Annotated in this window: 17 protein-coding genes; 6 read left to right on the top strand and 11 right to left on the bottom strand. The window is 74.5% G+C overall.

All coding sequences use genetic code 11. The features are described from left to right. Positions 1–55 precede the first annotated feature (55 nt). From ACWGB8_RS34225 to ACWGB8_RS34210, 4 genes are all read right to left on the bottom strand, one after another. Complete coding sequence (locus ACWGB8_RS34225; protein ID WP_452217558.1) at positions 56–313, bottom strand: Prokaryotic metallothionein; 258 nt, start codon at positions 311–313, stop codon at positions 56–58. Positions 314–458: 145 nt separating this feature from the next. After that, positions 459–854 carry an ACT domain-containing protein gene (locus tag ACWGB8_RS34220; protein ID WP_452217557.1) on the bottom strand — a complete coding sequence of 132 codons (396 nt, stop codon included), beginning with the start codon at positions 852–854 and terminating at the stop codon, positions 459–461. Between the two features lie 97 nt (positions 855–951). Further along, entirely contained in the window at positions 952–1,149 is a 198-nt protein-coding gene (locus tag ACWGB8_RS34215; RefSeq protein ID WP_452217556.1) for a hypothetical protein, read from the bottom strand. A 27-nt stretch (positions 1,150–1,176) separates the two neighbouring features. Further along, on the bottom strand, positions 1,177–1,410 hold the full coding sequence (locus tag ACWGB8_RS34210) for a hypothetical protein (RefSeq protein WP_452217555.1): 234 nt from the start codon (positions 1,408–1,410) through the stop codon (positions 1,177–1,179). 421 nt (positions 1,411–1,831) lie between these two features. On the opposite strand from ACWGB8_RS34210, the gene ACWGB8_RS34205 reads away from it, so the two are divergent. Continuing rightward, positions 1,832–2,533 (top strand): bifunctional DNA primase/polymerase, encoded by a 702-nt coding sequence (locus ACWGB8_RS34205; RefSeq protein ID WP_452217554.1) that lies wholly within the window; start codon positions 1,832–1,834, stop codon positions 2,531–2,533. A gap of 27 nt (positions 2,534–2,560) precedes the next feature. Here the strand turns inward: ACWGB8_RS34205 and map are convergent, their stop codons facing one another. After that, positions 2,561–3,406, bottom strand: coding sequence for a type I methionyl aminopeptidase (gene map / locus ACWGB8_RS34200; RefSeq protein ID WP_452217553.1), 846 nt, complete (start codon positions 3,404–3,406; stop codon positions 2,561–2,563). A gap of 144 nt (positions 3,407–3,550) precedes the next feature. Between map and ACWGB8_RS34195 the strand changes: the two genes are divergently transcribed. After that, the gene (locus ACWGB8_RS34195; protein ID WP_452217552.1) at positions 3,551–3,778 is read left to right on the top strand and encodes a hypothetical protein; all 228 of its coding nucleotides are present in this window, start codon (positions 3,551–3,553) and stop codon (positions 3,776–3,778) included. Between the two features lie 37 nt (positions 3,779–3,815). Here ACWGB8_RS34195 and ACWGB8_RS34190 read toward each other — a convergent pair whose 3' ends face one another. Together ACWGB8_RS34190 and ACWGB8_RS34185 are read right to left on the bottom strand one after the other, a co-directional pair. After that, positions 3,816–5,210 (bottom strand): MFS transporter, encoded by a 1,395-nt coding sequence (locus ACWGB8_RS34190; protein WP_452217551.1) that lies wholly within the window; start codon positions 5,208–5,210, stop codon positions 3,816–3,818. Between the two features lie 117 nt (positions 5,211–5,327). Next, entirely contained in the window at positions 5,328–5,939 is a 612-nt protein-coding gene (locus tag ACWGB8_RS34185; protein ID WP_452217550.1) for a hypothetical protein, read from the bottom strand. A gap of 47 nt (positions 5,940–5,986) precedes the next feature. On the opposite strand from ACWGB8_RS34185, the gene npdG reads away from it, so the two are divergent. Further along, positions 5,987–6,673 (top strand): NADPH-dependent F420 reductase, encoded by a 687-nt coding sequence (gene npdG / locus ACWGB8_RS34180; protein ID WP_452217549.1) that lies wholly within the window; start codon positions 5,987–5,989, stop codon positions 6,671–6,673. A 111-nt stretch (positions 6,674–6,784) separates the two neighbouring features. Further along, complete coding sequence (locus ACWGB8_RS34175; RefSeq protein WP_452217548.1) at positions 6,785–6,985, top strand: hypothetical protein; 201 nt, start codon at positions 6,785–6,787, stop codon at positions 6,983–6,985. Between the two features lie 18 nt (positions 6,986–7,003). On the opposite strand, the gene ACWGB8_RS34170 is transcribed toward ACWGB8_RS34175, so the two are convergent. Continuing rightward, positions 7,004–7,819, bottom strand: coding sequence for a site-2 protease family protein (locus tag ACWGB8_RS34170; RefSeq protein ID WP_452217547.1), 816 nt, complete (start codon positions 7,817–7,819; stop codon positions 7,004–7,006). Positions 7,820–8,025: 206 nt separating this feature from the next. Here ACWGB8_RS34170 and ACWGB8_RS34165 point away from each other — a divergent pair, with 206 nt between their 5' ends. Then, on the top strand, positions 8,026–11,397 hold the full coding sequence (locus ACWGB8_RS34165) for an ATP-binding protein (RefSeq protein WP_452217546.1): 3,372 nt from the start codon (positions 8,026–8,028) through the stop codon (positions 11,395–11,397). A 71-nt stretch (positions 11,398–11,468) separates the two neighbouring features. Here the strand turns inward: ACWGB8_RS34165 and ACWGB8_RS34160 are convergent, their stop codons facing one another. From ACWGB8_RS34160 to panB, 3 genes are all read right to left on the bottom strand, one after another. Beyond that, positions 11,469–12,278: an ABC transporter permease gene (locus tag ACWGB8_RS34160; protein WP_452217545.1), complete on the bottom strand. Its 810-nt coding sequence runs from the start codon at positions 12,276–12,278 to the stop codon at positions 11,469–11,471. Beyond that, positions 12,275–13,294, bottom strand: a complete 1,020-nt coding sequence (locus ACWGB8_RS34155) for an ATP-binding cassette domain-containing protein (protein ID WP_452217544.1) — start codon at positions 13,292–13,294, stop codon at positions 12,275–12,277. The genes ACWGB8_RS34160 and ACWGB8_RS34155 overlap by 4 nt, the downstream gene beginning before the upstream one ends. Positions 13,295–13,542: 248 nt before the next feature. Beyond that, positions 13,543–14,412, bottom strand: coding sequence for a 3-methyl-2-oxobutanoate hydroxymethyltransferase (gene panB / locus ACWGB8_RS34150; protein ID WP_452217543.1), 870 nt, complete (start codon positions 14,410–14,412; stop codon positions 13,543–13,545). A gap of 361 nt (positions 14,413–14,773) precedes the next feature. Between panB and ACWGB8_RS34145 the strand changes: the two genes are divergently transcribed. After that, entirely contained in the window at positions 14,774–16,453 is a 1,680-nt protein-coding gene (locus ACWGB8_RS34145; protein WP_452217542.1) for a DHA2 family efflux MFS transporter permease subunit, read from the top strand. Positions 16,454–16,519: the final 66 nt, after the last annotated feature.

Below are 16,519 nucleotides of genomic sequence, written 5' to 3'. Positions count from 1 at the left end.
GGTGCGGCCCCGCCGGATCCGGCCGGGCCGCCCCCGCACCACGGCGGGCCGGCGTTCAGGACGGGTGGGCGCCGACGGCGTCGCGGATCTGCTCGCCGAGGCCGCCGTTGACGCGGGCGCAGTTGGCGCAGCAGAAGAAGCGGCCGGACACCTCGACGCCGTGGCCCACGATGCGGACCTGGCAGTGCTCGCAGCGCGGGGCGAGCTTCTCCATCGCGCACTCGAAGCTGTCGAAGGTGTACGTGTCGCCGGTGATCGTCTTGATCTCGAAGGCCAGCCAGTAGTCGTTCCTGCAGACGTCGCAGACTGCCATGGGTCCGTCTCCCTTTCGGTGGGTCCGGCCGGCCGGGCGGCCGAGCGGCCACTTCCAGTCTCGGAGCCGCCCCCGGCGCGGGCCACTCGGCGCTGAGCCGTCCGGGAGGCGTCCGGGAGGGCGGCCCCGGACCCCGCCGGCGGGGTCAGCCGGTGGTCGCCAGGCCTTCCAGCGCCCGGACCGCGCGCTCGGCGTCGTCGGCGGCGACGAAGAGGTGGTCGTGGTGGAAGCCCGCCACCACGTTGCAGCTGATGCCCTCCTCGGCGAGCCGCCCGGCGACCGCGGCGGTCACGCCGACGGCCTCCAGCGCGGAGTGGATCTGCAGGGTGATCCAGCCGGCCACGTAGGAGTAGTCCAGCCCGAGGGCGTCGGCCTCCTCCTGGGGGACCACCACCGTCACCCCCTCCGCCTCGGCGACGGTGACCACCGGGCGCATCCCGGCGGGCACCCTCGCGGGCAGCGTGCAGTAGACGTACCGGCCCGGGTTGAGCATCGGGCGCATCCCGCGCAGCAGCGTCGCAAGGTCTCGTTCAGCGGCCATGGCGGCCACCGTAGCGGCTGGGCGGCCGTCGGCCCGGGCGGCGCGGCGGCGCGGCGGAAGGCCGGGTGGGACGAGGCGCGGCGCGGGCCGGGGGCGCTCAGCCCTTGATCGCGAACAGTGCGGCGCAGAGCAGCAGCAGGACCGTCCAGCCGAACCAGAGCCAGCCGTTGGGGCCGAGGGCCGCGCTGTAGAGGCTGACGACCACCAGCAGCCCGCCGGTGACGTAGGCCACCTGGCGGTTGTGGTGCATCACGGCCTCGCGGCGGGCGGGGTGGGGGCGGGTGCGTCGGGCCATGGCCGTCCTCCCGGAGGGAGCGGCCGCCTACCCCTGGGAGGCGCGGTCGGTGGCCGCCTCGTCGTACTCGTAGCGCCAGAACCAGCGGGCGCCCTGCCGCTGCTTGGACCGGACGTACACCAGTGTGCGCGCGGGGGCCTCGCCGTGCGCGGGGACGGGCACCTTGTAGGTCCTGGGCACGCCGTACATGGGGCCCAGCGGGATGGGGAGGACCCGCCCGTCCAGGGGGCCGCCGACGAATTCGGTCTCCGCGCTCTTCACCCCACCAGGGTCTCACCCCCGCGGAGCCGGCCGGTGCGCGGCCGCCGGGCGGAGAGCGTGTGACGGCTGCGTGCCGGGAGTGTGACCAGCGCGGCACCGCCCCCGGTCATCCGAAGGCCCCGCGCACCCTTATCCTTCCTGTACGCCCTCGGGGTCCACCCGGGTCAGCGGGCCCCGTACGGGCCGGGCGAGGCGCACGCAGGTGTGCCCGTCGGGCCGCCGAGCCGCAGCCTCCGTACTGCCAGGACTCCGTACCGTGACCCGGGCGTCGGCCGTCCGGCAACCCCGGCTCCGGCCGGCAGGGCGCAGACGGCAGGGCCGGGCCCCACCCGGGAAGCTGCGGGGGGCGCCGTGCGTTGCGTCGGAGTGATACGTCGAGTGCTGTGTCGCACCAGGCACGGCAGTGCGCGGAAGGGGCCCGATGGAAGCCAGCAGCAGGTGGACGACCTGGTGGCAGAGGCGTGATCGTCAGCGGGCCCGCCCGGGGGGAGCGGACAGCCCGGCCGCCCGGCTCGATCAGCTGCTCGGCGCCGTGCGCGCCGGCTTCCCCCTCGCCCCGGCCGCCCACCCGGCGGGGTACCGGTGTTCCTGCGACCGGGTGGCCTGTCCGGCTCCGGCCCAGCACCCGGTCTCCTTCGCCTGGCAGTCGCAGGCGACGACCGATCCCGAGCAGGTGGCCCGCTGGCTCGCCCGGGACCCGCAGGCGAACTTCGTCACCGCGACCGGCCGCGCCCACGACGTGCTGGACGTGCCGGCCGAGGCGGGCCGCCTCGCGCTGGAGCGGCTGACCGCGGCGGGCGTGGAGGGTCCGGTCGCCGCCGTCGGCGAGGACCGCTACCTCTTCTTCACCGCCACCCGCGGCACCCCGGTCGACGAGGACGAGTGGTGGCCCAGCGCCCTGGACTCCACGCCGGACACCATGTCCGAGCACCCGGGCCTGCGCTGGCACTGCCGGGGCTCGTACACGCTGCTGCCGCCCGCCGCGCTGCCGGACGGCTCCGAGGTGCACTGGCTGCGCGGGCCGGAGCAGCCGCTGCCGGACCCGCTGCGGGTGCTGGACGTGCTGACCGACGCCTGCACCGAGGTGGGCGCGGTCGCCGAGGAGCAGTGGCTGATCGGCTGAGGCGCGCCCACCGGGGCGGTGCGGGGGTCAGGGCAGGGTGAGGATCTCCGCGCCGTCCGCGGTCACCACGAGGGTGTGCTCGAACTGGGCGGTGCGCTTGCGGTCCTTGGTGACGACGGTCCAGCCGTCGGCCCAGACCTCGTAGTCGTAGGTGCCGAGGGTGAGCATCGGCTCGATGGTGAAGGTCATCCCGGGCTTGATGACCTCGGTGGCCCGCTCGCTGTCGTAGTGCGGGACGATCAGGCCGGAGTGGAACGACGTGTTGATGCCGTGTCCGGTGAAGTCCCGCACCACGCCGTAGTCGAAGCGCTTGGCGTAGGACTCGATGACGCGGCCGATCACGTTGATCTGCCGGCCCGGCTTCACGGCCTTGATCGCCCGGTTCAGCGCCTCCCCGGTGCGCTCGACCAGCAGCCGGGACTCCTCGTCCACGTCGCCGCAGAGGTAGGTGGCATTGAGGTCGCCGTGCACGCCGTGGATGTAGGCGGTGGCGTCGATGTTGACGATGTCGCCGTCCTGCAGCACGGTCGAGTCCGGGATGCCGTGGCAGATCACCTCGTTGACCGAGGTGCAGATCGACTTGGGGAAGCCCCGGTAGCCGAGGTCGGACGGGTAGGCGCCGTGGTCGCACATGTACGCGTGGGCGACGGCGTCCAGTTCGTCGGTGGTGACGCCGGGCGCGATCAGCTTCGCGGCCTCCTCCATCGCCCGGGCGGCGATCCCGCCCGCGATCCGCATCTTCTCGACCGTCTCGGCGGTCTGCACCTCCGGTCCGGTGTACGGGGCCGGCGCGGGCCGGCCGACGTACTCGGGGCGGGCGATGTGCGCGGGGACCTTGCGGGTGGGGGACTGGATGCCGGGTACGAGAGCCATGGCCGCGAGTCTATGGCCTGACCCTGTGTGCGGACGGTCCCCCGGAGGGGAATGATCAGTACGGCAGACCGGCCCGGACGGGGCGGACCGGCTGCCTGCCGACCGGGGGGACCCGGACCGGACCGATCGACGGGAGTGACCGCCATGCCCTTGGGTATCCACCGCAAACCGACCGGCAAGCCGGGCGAGTGGTTCTACTGCATCAAGCACGGCAAGGTCGAGGAGGGCCCCGAGTGCCCGGCCAAGGACCGCCTCGGCCCGTACGCCAGCCGGGAGGAGGCCGGCCACGCACTGGCCACCGCGGAGGAGCGCAACCGGGAGTGGAAGGACGACCCCCGTTGGAACGACCGCCCGGCCGACGAGCAGTCGTAGCGGCGGTCCGCCGGCGGCCGGGGAACGGGCCGGGGTCTCAGACCGCCCCGGCCCCGGCCGCCTCCGCGGCGCCGGTGCCCTGCGCCTGTGCGGCCTGCTCGGCCGCCCGGGCCGCCTCGGCCTCGGCGGCGGCCCGCTCGTGCCCGGCCCGCACCGCGGCGGCGTTCGGGTCGGTGCGGTCGTCGTACGCCAGCAGGCTGGGCAGGGCGGCGGTCAGCAGCAGGACGCCGGCCACGCAGGCCAGGCCGCCGACCCAGACCGAGGCGCGCACGCCGACCAGGCCGGCCATCGTGCCGACCCGGACCTGGCCGAGCTGCGGGCCTATCGAGTAGCTGAGCAGCTCCACCCCGGCCATCCGGCCGCGCACCTCGTCGGGGATCGACTGGTTCCACATGGTGGCCCGGGCGATGCCGCTGACCTGGTCGGCGCAGCCCGCCAGGGCCAGGAACAGCAGCACCCACCAGATGGAGCCGGCCAGGCCGGCCAGCGCCATCGCGGCGCCCCAGCCGAGCGCGGCGAGGACCAGCATCCGGCCGTGCCGGTGGATCCGGGACGTCCAGCCGCTGGTCGCCGCGACCGCCAGCGCACCGACCGCGGAGGCCGCGTACATCAGGCCGAGCGCCCAGTCGGCGTCCAGCTCGGAGGCCAGGAAGGGGAAGATCGCCACCGGGAAGGCGAACAGCATCGCGCAGGTGTCTATCGCGTAGGTGCCGAGCAGGTCCTTGCGGCTCCAGGCGTACCGCACACCGGTGGCGATGGCCTTCAGCGAGGGCTTCTCGGCGCCGGTCGGCGGCGGCACGGCCCGGATCCGGGCGAGCAGCAGCAGCGAGGCGCCGAAGGTCAGCACGTCCAGTGCGTACGCGGTCTGCACCCCGGCCAGCGCCACGATGGCGCCGGCCAGGGCCGGGCCGGCCACCGAACCGACGTTGCGGTAGAGCGAGTTGAGGGCGAAGGCGGCGGCCAACTGGTCGTGCGGGACGATCCGCGGGGTGAGCGAGTCCAGCGCCGGGCGCTGCAGGCCGTCGGCGGCGGCGACCAGCGCGGCCACCAGGTAGATCGGCCAGAGCACCGGCGTCGGCAGCAGCGCGTTCACCAGCAGCAGGATGCTGAGCAGGCCCAGCCCCGCCTCGGAGGCCAGCACCAGCTTGCGGCGGTCCATCGCGTCGGCGAGGGCCCCGCCCCAGAGCCCGAAGACGATCAGCGGGACCAGCTCGAAGGCGCCCACCAGGCCGACCGCGAAGGAGGAGCCGGTCAGCTCCTTGATCTGCATCGGCACGGCGACGTACGTGAGGTAGCTGCCGAAGCTGGTGACGCAGCCGGAGGACCAGAGCAGCCGGAAGTCCCGGGAGGAGCGCCAGGGGGCGAGGTCGGGTCGTACGGAGCGCAGCAGCGTGCGCAGCCGGCCGCTCCCGGATGTCTTGGCGTCGTCCACGAACGACCATCCTCGGTGGGCCGCCGCCGCCCGCGCAACGGATTTTCGACCCGGTGAACCAGCGGTACGGCCGCCCGGACACCCCCGGGCCGCCCGGTCACCGCGGCCCGGCCGCCGTCACCACCGCTCCAGCGCGGGCGGCGCGGTGAGCCGTCCGGCGAGCGCCGCCAGCCGGGCGAGGCCCGTGCGCCGGCCCGGGCGCGCCCCGGCGGCGGCCGCACTGACCAGGTGCTGCGCCAGGTCGAAGGGCTCCTCCTCGCCCGTGCCGACGGCGAGCCGCTCGTGGGCCAGCCCGGCCAGGTCGCCGCCGTCCGTGCCCGGCCCGGCGCCCTCCAGCGCCAGCACGGTGGCGCCGTGCCGGCGGGCGTCGTGCACCCGCTCCAGCAGCGGCGTCCCGGCCGCCGCCGGGGCCACCACCAGGACGGTCGCCCCGCGCCGGGCCGCGGCCAGCCGGGCCAGGCCGTGCGCCAGGTGGGCGGGGGCCTGCGCGGGCACCCGGTGGCGCAGCAGCGTCGGGGCGAGCCGCGGGACGCCCGCCAGGGCGGCCTCGTCGTCGAGGTGCGCGGCCAGGTGCCACGGCTCGTACGCCTCGGTGCCGACCAGCAGCAGCCCGTCGGCGCCGCGCCGGGTGACCGAGTGCCGCAGCGCTCCGGCGAAGGTGCCCGCCGCCTCGATCCAGCCTGAGCCGGCCAGCCGCTGACTGAGTGCTGAAACTCTCACCGCGTCCATGCGGCACAGAATGTCGCCCGGCAGCGGCCGTTTGGCAGGATCGGCCCATGACTTCCCTCGAATCAGCGACAACCCCGGCCGGCCCCGACGTCTCCGGGCACGTGGTCGGCGTCCTCGGCGGCACCGGCGACCAGGGCCGCGGCCTGGCCCTGCGACTGGCGAAGGCCGGCCAGCAGGTGATCATCGGCTCCCGGGACGCCGCCCGGGCCGAGGCGGTGGCGGCCGAGCTGGGCGCCGGCGTGCGCGGCGCGGACAACGCGGCCACCGCGCGGGAGAGCGACATCGTGATCGTCGCGGTGCCGTGGGAGGGCCACGCCGCGACCCTCACCGCGCTGCGCGAGGAGCTCGCCGGCAAGATCGTCGTGGACTGCGTCAACCCGCTGGGCTTCGACAAGCAGGGGGCGTACGCGCTGAAGCCGGAGGAGGGCAGTGCCGCCCAGCAGGCCGCCGCCCTGCTGCCGGACTCCCGGGTCACCGCGGCCTTCCACCACCTGTCGGCGGTGCTGCTGCAGGACGAGTCGATCGAGCGGATCGACACCGACGTGATGGTCCTCGGCGAGGACCGCGAGGCCACCGAGCTGGTGCAGGCGCTGGCCGCCCGGATCCCCGGGATGCGCGGCGTCTTCGCGGGCCGGCTGCGCAACGCCCACCAGGTGGAGGCGCTGGTGGCCAACCTGATCTCGGTCAACCGCCGCTACAAGGCGCACGCGGGCCTGCGGATCACCGACGTGTGACACGCCGCCCGGCCTCACCCCTGGGCACCCGCCGGGGGTGAGGTCGGCGACAATGGACGGCGAACAGACCCGGCGCAGGCCGGGTGCACCCCGCCCTAGGAGCCCCCCGCCATGCCCCGTACGTCCCTGTACGCCTCGATCGTCGTCGTCCTGGCGGTGGCCGCCGCCGTGGTCTCCTTCGTGCAGGGCAACTGGTGGGGCCTGGTCTGGATCCCGCTGGCGGGCGTCGCCAGCAATATCGCCTGGCTGAACGTCCGCCGCGAGAAGCTGGCCCGGGCCGCCGCCGAGCGCAGCGGCCAGAGCCCCGCCTGAGCCGTCCGGCGCCGCCGGTCAGCCGGTCCAGAACTTGAACAGCTGGTGGCCCTCGCCCGCGTACCAGGGGCTCACCCCGAGCAGCTCCATCAGGTCGTAGATCACGCCGAAGAAGAGGCGGTTCACCTCGGGCTGCCACAGCAGGGCGAAGATCGCCAGCATGCCGTACGGGGCGAACGGCTCGACCGCGCGGCGGGTCTTCAGCGACAGCCAGGGCTCGATGATGCCGTAGCCGTCCAGGCCGGGCACCGGCAGCAGGTTCAGCAGGGCGGCGCTCAGCTGCAGCATGCCGAGGAAGCCCAGGGCCAGCGCGAGCGGCGAGGCGGGCAGCACGTAGCCGGCCACCTCGGCGTGGATCGCCGGGTCGTCCAGCAGGCCCGCGCCGATCGGGGCCAGCAGCAGCACCGCGCAGAGGATGTTCACCAGCGGGCCGGCCGCCGAGATCAGGCTGTGCTTGAGCCGGCCCTGGATCCGGTGCCGCTCGATCCAGACCGCGCCGCCGGGCAGGCCGATGCCGCCGAGGATCACGAAGACGATCGGCAGCACGAAGCTGAGCAGCAGGTTGGCGTACTTCATCGGGTTGAGCGTGAGGTAGCCCTTGGCGCCGATGGTGAGGTCACCGCTGTGCAGGGCGGTCCGGGCGTGCGCGTACTCGTGCAGGCAGAGCGAGACCATCCAGCCCGCGACCACGAACAGGAACACCCCGAAGGCGGCGTTGCCCCAGCCGGCCCCGACGGCCCAGCCGGAGGTGGCGAGTATGGCGAGCAGGGCCCAGAAGACCGGGCTGATCCGGCGGTCCTCGCTGCGGGAGCGCTGCGTTGCGGCGAAGGTCATGGCGTGGGGCTCCGGGTGTCTGGGCGGTTCGGTGTCTGAGCGGGTTCGGTGTCTGACGGGTTCGGTGGATACCGGCAGGGGACCGATCATGCCGGGCGCCCGGCGGCCGGACAAGCCGCCCCCGGTGAACGTCCGGCCGCCGCCGCCCGGTTCCGGGGGAGGACAAATGTGCGTGCGCATGCCCGGCCATCGACCAGAATGGGCGGGTGCACTACGGCATCCTCGGCACCACCACCGCCCACCACGACGACGGCACACCGATCCCGCTCGGCGGTGCCAGGCTCCGTGCACTGCTCGCGGCGCTGGCCCTGCGGCAGGGGCGCCCCGTCCCGGCCGACCTGCTGGTGGACGAGGTCTGGGACACCGAGCCGCCGCAGGACTCCTCCGCCGCCCTGCAGACCCTGGTCGGACGGCTGCGCCGCACCATCGGCCGCGACGAGGTCGGCTCCGGCCCGGCCGGGTACTGGCTGACCCGCCCGCAGACCGACCTCGGGGAGTTCCAGCGGCTCTCCGCCGACGGCCGGCAGGCCCTGGAGAACGCCGACCACGCGGGCGCCGCCGAGCAGTTGCGCGCCGCGCTGGCCCTGTGGCGGGGCCCGGCGCTGGCCGACCTGCCCGACCGCAGCGGCCCGGCCACCCGGCTGGAGGCGCAACGCGACGAGGCCCGCCGCCACCGCATCACCGCCGACCTCGGGCTCGGCCGCGCCGCCGACCTCACCGCCGAACTGGCCGAGCTCTGCGCCGGCCGGCCGCTGGACGAACCGCTGCAGCAACTGCTGATCCGGGCACTGCACGAGAGCGGGCGCACCGCCGAGGCGCTGCGCCACTACGAGCGCACCCGGCGGCTGCTGGCGGCCGAACTCGGGGTCGATCCCGGCCGGCAACTGCAGTCCCTGCACGCCGAGTTGCTGAGCCCGGTGGAGCGGGAGGCGGCGCCCGAGACGGTACCGCCCGAGCCTTCGGGGCCGCCCCCCGAGCCGGTCGCGGCCCCCGCCCGCAGTGCCGGCAACCTGCGCGGGCGGCTCACCAGCTTCGTCGGCCGGGAGAGCGAACTCGACACCCTGCGCGCCGCCCTGGCGGGCAGTCGGCTGGTCACCCTGACCGGCCCGGGCGGCTCCGGCAAGACCCGCCTCTCGATCGAGGCCGGCCGCGCCGAACAGGGCGCCGGGCGCTGGCCGGACGGCGTCTGGCTGGCCGAACTCGCCCCGCTGCAGAGCCCGGGCGCCGTCCCCGGCGCGGTGGTCTCTGCCCTCGGGCTGCGCGAGACCGTGCTGCACACCGGCAGCATGGTCGCCGACGTGATCGAGACCCGCAGCGAGGACCCGGTGCGCCGGCTCGTCGAGCACTGCGGGCGCCGCCGGATGCTGCTGGTGCTGGACAACTGCGAGCACCTGATCCAGTCCGCCGCCGACCTCGCCGACCGGCTGCTCGCCGAGTGCCCCGGCCTGACCGTGCTCGCCACCAGCCGCGAGCCGCTCGGCGTGCCCGGCGAGACGGTGTACCCGGTGGAGCCGCTGCCCGACCCGGTGGCGCTGCGGCTGCTCGCCGAACGCGCCGCCGCCGCCCGCCCCGGCTTCGACCCGGCCAGCGAACCGGAGGCCTGCGCCGAGATCTGCCGCCGCCTGGACGGCCTGCCGCTCGCCATCGAACTGGCCGCCGCCCGGCTGCGGGTGATGACGGCCCGGCAGATCGCCGACCGGCTCGACAGCCGCTTCGCGCTCCTGACCGCCGGCAGCCGCACCCTGCTGCCGCGCCAGCAGACCCTGCGCGCGGTGGTCGACTGGAGCTGGGACCTCCTCGGCAAACGCGAGCGCGCCGTGCTGCGCCGGCTCTCGGTGTTCGCCGGCGGCTGGACCCTGGAGGACGCCGAGGCGGTCTGCTCGGACGACGCCGAGGTGCCCCGCGAGGAGGTGGCCGACCTGCTGCTCTCGCTCGTCGACAAGTCGCTGCTGGTCGCCGACCTCGCCGGGGACGGCCCGCCGCGCTACCGGATGCTGGAGACCATCCACGAGTACTCCGCCGAGCGGCTGGCCGAGGCCGGCGAGGAGGACGTCCGGCTGCGCCACGTCCGGCACTTCCGGGAGCTGGTGCGCACCGCCGAGCTGGAGGTGCACGGCCGGCGGCAGCTGCACTGGCTGGCGGTCCTGGAGCGCGAGCAGGACAACGTCCGCACCGCGCTGCGCCGGGCGGTCGAGCTGGGGGAGGAGCAGGAGGCGCTGGTCCTGGCGCTCGGCTCCAGCTGGTTCTGGACGGTGCGCGCCTACAGCGCCGAGTCCCGTGCCTGGTACGAGGCCGTGGCGGCGCTCGGCCCGGACCCCTTCGCGGTGGACGCGCCGCCCGCCGAGCCGGTGCCCAGGGCGGTGCTGGAGTACGAGCCGCCGTTCCCGCCGGAGGTGCTCGCGGAGGCCCGCCGGCAGGTCCAGGTGCACCGGCTGATGGCCATGTTCGAGGGCAACATAGAGCTGCTCGGCGACGACCGGACCACCGCGCTGGCCGCGCGGGTGATGGAGGTCTACCACCCCGGGCTGCCGCAGTCGTACCGCTTCCCGGGGCTGATGCGGGTGTTCGCCGCGTTCCTGGCCGGCCGGCTGAGCGGGATCGGGGCGATGCTGGACGAGTCGGTCGAGGGCTGCCGCCGCCACGGCCGGCCGCGCGACCTCGCGTTCATCCTGCAGATCCGCGCCAAGATGATGAACGACCAGCCCGGCGGGATGGAGACCGGGGACCGCGACAGCGAGGAGTCGCTGGAACTGTTCACCCGGGCCGGCGACCTGTGGGGGATGTCCCAGGCGCTGGCCGCGCGCGGCGAGTCGCTGTCCGGGCAGGGCCGCGTCGAGGAGTCCGTCGCCGCCTACCGGCGCTCCATCGGGCTGGCGCTGGAGCTGGGCGCCCCGCAGGAGGTGCCGATGCTGCAGATCCAGCTCGGCAGTGCGCTGCTGGTCAGCGACCCGGCCGAGGGCGAGCGGCTGGTCCGCACCGCGCTGCAGGACGTCGAGCCGGGCAACCAGGCGGCCAACGGCGCCAAGCTGTACGGGCACCTGATCCTCTCCGGACTGCACTCGGTGCGCGGCGAGCACGCGCAGGCGCTGGCCGAGCTGGACACCCTGGAGGAGGCCCAGGGCACCCTCGGACCGCTGATCCCCGGCGTGGTGTCGGCGATCCTGCTGTGCACCCGCGGCCTGGTGCACGCCCGGGCGGGGGACGGCCGGTCGGCGCTCGCCCGGCTCACCGAGGGCTGGCGGATGCTGCGCACGGTGCGCGGCGAGGCGGGGATGTTCGCCGAGCAGATGACCGTCCTGCTGGTGCCGGCCGCGTCCGGGGTGCTGCGGTCGGTGGCCGAGCAGGACGGCGACCCGGTGAGCGCCCGGCGGGCCGCGGTGCTGCAGGGGGCGCACGATGCGATGTCCGGCCCCAAGGGCGGGTACCTGGAGGGGATCGAGCGCACCCGCACCGAGGCCGCCCTGCGGGTCCTGCTGGGCGACGGCCCGTACGAGGAGGCGCGGAACGAGGGCCGCGGCCTCTCCTTGCCGGAGGCCGCGGCCCTGCTCGACCTGATCGTGGCCCCGCCGGCCGGCTGACCGGCGCTCCCGGCCCGCGGCCGGGAGGCGCCTCCCGTCCCACAGGGCAGCCGGTCGGCGGGGCGGCACGGTCAGGTCCGCTTGCGGAAGCGGGCCACCGCGAGCGGTGCGAACACCGCGGTGATGCCCGCCGACCAGATCAGCACGATCCACACCGAGTGGCCCACCGCGCCGCCGTTGAGCAGGTTGCGGCAGGCGTCGGCGAGGGCAGACAGCGGGTTGTACCTGGTGAAGGACTGCAGCCAGCCCGGCATGGTGTCGACCGGCGCGAAGATCGAGCTGCCGAACTGCAGCGGCATCAGGACCAGCATCGAGACGCCCTGGACGGCCTGGGCGCTGCTCAGCGCCATGCCCAGCAGCATCGAGATCCAGACGATCGACATGCCGAACAGCAGCGAGAGGCCGATCGCGGCCAGCAGCTCCAGCGGCCCGGTCTTCACCTCGAAGCCGAGGATCAGCGCGAAGGTCACCAGGATGGCGAAGGAGAGCAGCGCCCGGCAGGTCTCCGCCGCGATCTTGGAGAGCAGGACGGAGGAGCGGCCGATCGGCAGGGTGCGGAAGCGGTCCATCACGCCGGTCTGGAAGTCGCTGTTCAGACCGGTGCCGACGGCCATCGCCAGGGTGATGCCGGTCTGCCCGAGCAGGCCGGGGATCATGTACTGCTTGTAGGCGTCCTGGTCGCCGGAGACCGCACCGCCGAAGACGTAGACGAAGAGCACGGTGAAGATGATCGGCATCAGCACCGCGTCGAACATCGACTCGGGGTCGGCCTTGATCCGCATCAGGTTGCGGCGGGTCAGCGCGCCGATGTGCCGGGCGTGTCCGGACAGCCCGATCCGGCTGTCCTCCACCCGGGCGGGGGCGAGGGTGGCGGTGGTCATGCGACGGGCTCCTTGGCGAGGCTGGGGAGGGGCTCCGCGTCCGCGGGCTTCCCGGTGATGGCGAGGAAGACCTCGTCCAGGCTGGGCACCTTGGTGTCGATCCCGGCGATGGCGAAGCCGCGGGTGCCGAGCACCCCGACGACGGCGGTGAGCTGCTCGTCGCCGGTGATCGGCACCGAGAGCAGCCCGGCGTCGGTGGAGATGGTGGCGTTGGCGATGCTGCTCTCGTGCAGGCAGCGGGCCATCTCGGGCAGGTCGGCCGGGCTCACCGGGCGGACCTGCAGGGTCTGGCCGCCGACCCGGGCCTTGAGCTCGGCGATCCCGCCGGCCGCGATGACCTTGCCGCGGTCGATCACGGTCAGCTCGTTCGCCAGCTGCTCGGCCTCCTCCATGTACTGGGTGGTGAGCAGCACGGTGGAGCCCTCGGAGACCATCCGCTGCACCTCGTCCCAGACCTCGTTGCGGGTGCGCGGGTCCAGGCCGGTGGTCGGCTCGTCCAGGTAGAGGACCCGGGGCCGGCCGATCATGCTGGCGGCGAGGTCAAGGCGGCGGCGCATGCCGCCCGAGTAGGTCTTGGCGATCCGCCTGCCGGCCTCGGTCAGCGAGAAGCGCTCCAGCAGCTCGGCGGCGCGGGCCTTGGCGTCCTTGCGGGAGAGGTCGAGCAGCCGGCCGATCAGGTAGAGGTTCTCGTAGCCGGAGAGCATCTCGTCCACCGAGGCGTACTGGCCGGTGAGGCCGATGGTGCGGCGCAGCTGCTGGGGCTGGCGCAGCACGTCGTAGCCGCCCACCCGGGCGGTGCCGGCGTCCGGCTTGATCAGGGTGGAGAGGATGCGGACCAGGGTGGTCTTGCCGGCGCCGTTCGGGCCGAGCACGCCGAGCACGGTGCCCTGGCGGACGGTGAGGTCGACCCCGTCGAGCGCCTTGGTCGCGCCGTAGTGCTTGACGATGCCGCGGACCTCCACGGCGTTGCCCTCGGCGGGCCCCCGGTCGTTCGGGGCGGTGGCGATTCGTGTCATGCCGACCAGGTTGTCCGACCGGTCTGTCAGCCCCCTGTCAGCGTTCTGTCGGCGGCGGCCGGGGAACCGCCGGCGCTCCGCCGGTGCCGTCGTCCCGCTGTCGCGCCGCTGTCACGGCGCTGTCGTGCGGCGCTGTGCCGCCGGACGCGCGAGGGCCCCGCCCCCCGGGGTGGGGGAGCGGGGCCCTCGGGCGGGTCGGACGGTTCCCGCCGGGCGCGATCCGTCCGACCCGCCCCGGCGGCCCCGGGTCAGTGGAAGGTGTGCTCCGGCGCGGGGAAGGTGCCCGCGCTGACGTCGGCCGCGAACTCCCGGGCGGCGGCGCCGAGCACCGACCGCAGGTTCGCGTACTGCTTGACGAACTTGGGCACCCGGCCCGCCGTCATACCGGCCATGTCCGTCCACACCAGCACCTGGGCGTCGGTGTCGGCGCCCGCGCCGATACCCACGGTCGGGATCGCCAGCTGCTCGGTGACCTGCGCGGCCAGCTCGGCCGGTACGGCCTCCAGCACCACCGAGAAGGCGCCCGCCTGCTGCACGGCCTTGGCGTCGCGCAGCAGCTGGTGCGCCGCCTCGTCGCCGCGGCCCTGGACGGGGTAGCCGCCAAGCGCGTGCACGGACTGCGGGGTGAGGCCGATGTGCGCCATCACCGGGATGCCGGCCTCGACCAGCAGCTCGATCGACCGGGCGCTGCGCTCGCCGCCCTCCAGCTTGACCGCGCCGACGCCGGCCTCCTTCAGCAGCCGGGCCGCGTTGTGCATGGCCTGGGCCGGGGACTCCTGGTACGAGCCGAACGGCAGGTCGGCGACGATCAGCGCCCGCTTGGTGCCGCGGACGACGGCGGCGGAGAGCATCACCATCTGATCCATGGTCACCGGCACGGTGGTCTCGTAGCCGAGGTGGCAGTTGCCCGCGGAGTCGCCGACCAGCAGGACGGGCGTGCCGGCCTCGTCGAAGACCCCGGCGGTGAGCGCGTCGTAGGCGGTCAGCATGGACCACTTCTCGCCGCGCTGCTTGGCGGCGGCGAGGTCCCGGACGGTGATGCGCCGGTTGGTGATGCCGCCGTAGAGGGTGGCGGTCGACGCCTGGTTCTGGGCAGGCGAAGGCGAAGAAGCGTTCATCGAACAGGCTCCTGAAGGGTTGTCGTCTCGTGGCGCCGTACGGCGTCCCCGGATCCCCTCCATGCTTGCACGCCGCGGCGCGGGCGCAAAGAGGCGTGCGTCCCGCCGGGTGCGATCTGCGGCACACCGGCGCGGCGGGCGGTCGGGCGGCCCGCCCGGCGGCCGGTCGGGGTGGTCGCTCGGGCAGTCGGTCCGGCGGTCCGTCCGGCGGCCGGCCGGGGCGGAGTCTTTGCCCAGGCTTTGCGATACGGAGTCGTCTCGTATCGAAAATGGGGCTAGCCTGGCCGAGGGGGTTACGAGACGGCACCGGACCGTAAATCCCGCCATCGCCGCACGTACGGACGGGAAGATCGGGGAGACCATGACCACCGCTGCCGCGCCACCGCGCGTACCCGAAGCAGTGCACCGCCGCCGCTGGGCCGTCCTGGGCACGATGGTGCTCGCCCTGATGGTCGTGGTGCTCGACAACTCGATCCTCAACGTCGCGATGAAGACCATCGCGACCCCCGCGCCGGTCGGGCTCGGGGCCACCCAGAGCGACCTGGAATGGTCGATCAACTCCTACACCCTGGTCTTCGCCGGCCTGCTCTTCACCGCGGGCCTGCTCGGCGACCGGTTCGGCCGCAAGCGGGCGCTGCTCGTCGGGATGGCCGTCTTCGGCGTCGCCTCGCTGCTCTCCGCCCTCGCCACCACCCCCGGCGAGCTGATCGGCTACCGCGCCCTGATGGGCGTCGGCGGGGCCTTCGCGATGCCCGCCACGCTCGCCATCATCATGAACGTCTTCGAGCGCTCCGAGCAGCCCAAGGCCATCGGCATCTGGGCCGGCGCGGTCGGCCTGGCCATCGCCATCGGCCCGATCACCGGCGGACTGCTGATCGAGCACTTCTGGTGGGGCTCGGTCTTCCTGATCAACGTCCCGATCGTGGTCGTGGCCCTGGTCGCGATGGCCCTGCTGGTGCCCGAGTCGAAGGACCCGGCGCCGGGCCGGCTCGACCCCGTCGGGGTGCTGCTCTCGATCGTCGGCCTGGTCGCACTGATCTACGGCATCATCAAGGGCGGCGAGCTGGCCGACTTCACCGCCGCCGCGGCCTGGGTGCCCACCCTGCTCGGCGTCCTGGTGCTGGCCGGGTTCGTCTGGTTCGAACGCCGCACCCGGCACCCCGCGCTGGACGTCAGCTGGTTCCGCAACCGGGTCTTCAGCGCCTCCGTCGTGGTGATCGGCCTGGTCTTCTTCGCCCTGATGGGGGTCTCCTTCTTCGGCGTCTTCTACATCCAGAGCGTGCGCGGGTACAGCGCGCTGGAGGCCGGCCTGCTGATGCTGCCGCTCGCCGTCGCCCAGCTGGTGTTCGCCCCCCGCGCCCGGCTGGTGGTCGACCGCTACGGCATCCGCGCCACCTGCGTCGGCGGGCTGTCGCTGATCGTCGTCTCCTTCCTCGGCTACCTGCTGCTGGGCGTCTCCACGCCGATCTGGGTCCTGCTCGTGCTCGGACTGCTGATGGGCGCCGGCATGGCGCACGTGATGCCGCCGGTCACCGTGGCGGTCATGAGCGCGCTTCCGCGCGAGAAGGCCGGGGCGGGTTCGGCGGTCAACAACACCTTCCGCCAGGTCGGCGGCTCGCTCGGGGTCGCGGTCCTGGGCGCGGTGCTCTCCACCGTCTACCGGGACGGCATCTCCGACCGGCTGGAGGGGCTGCCGAACGGCCTGGGGGAGAAGGCCGGCGAGTCGCTGGAGGCCACCCTGGCGGTCGCCGACCGGCTCGGCGAACAGGGACGGGCGCTGGTCGGCCCGGCCAACGACGCCTTCATCGACGCCATGCACACCGTCGCGGGCCTGTCCGCCGCGATCGCCGCCGCGGTCGCCGTCCTGGCCTGGTTCCTGCTGCCCGCCAAGGCGCCCGCCGCCCCCGGAGCCCCGGGCGCCGGTGGCCCCGGTGGCGGCCCGGCCGCCGGCCCCGGTGCCGAGCGGGCGTCCGACCCGGCCGCCGCCCCCGGCGGCACGCTGCCCCGACCGGACCGCGAGCCGGCCTCCGCCGACGTCTGACAGGCTGCGGCGCCGGCCCCGCCCGGGCGGCGGTGGCGCCGGGGCCGGGCGCGCTGCGCCACAATG

The sequence above is a fragment of the Kitasatospora sp. NPDC054939 genome (genome assembly GCF_053610105.1).
The sequence above is the reverse complement of the archived record's forward strand: the minus strand, read 5'-3'. Positions and strand labels throughout refer to the sequence as shown.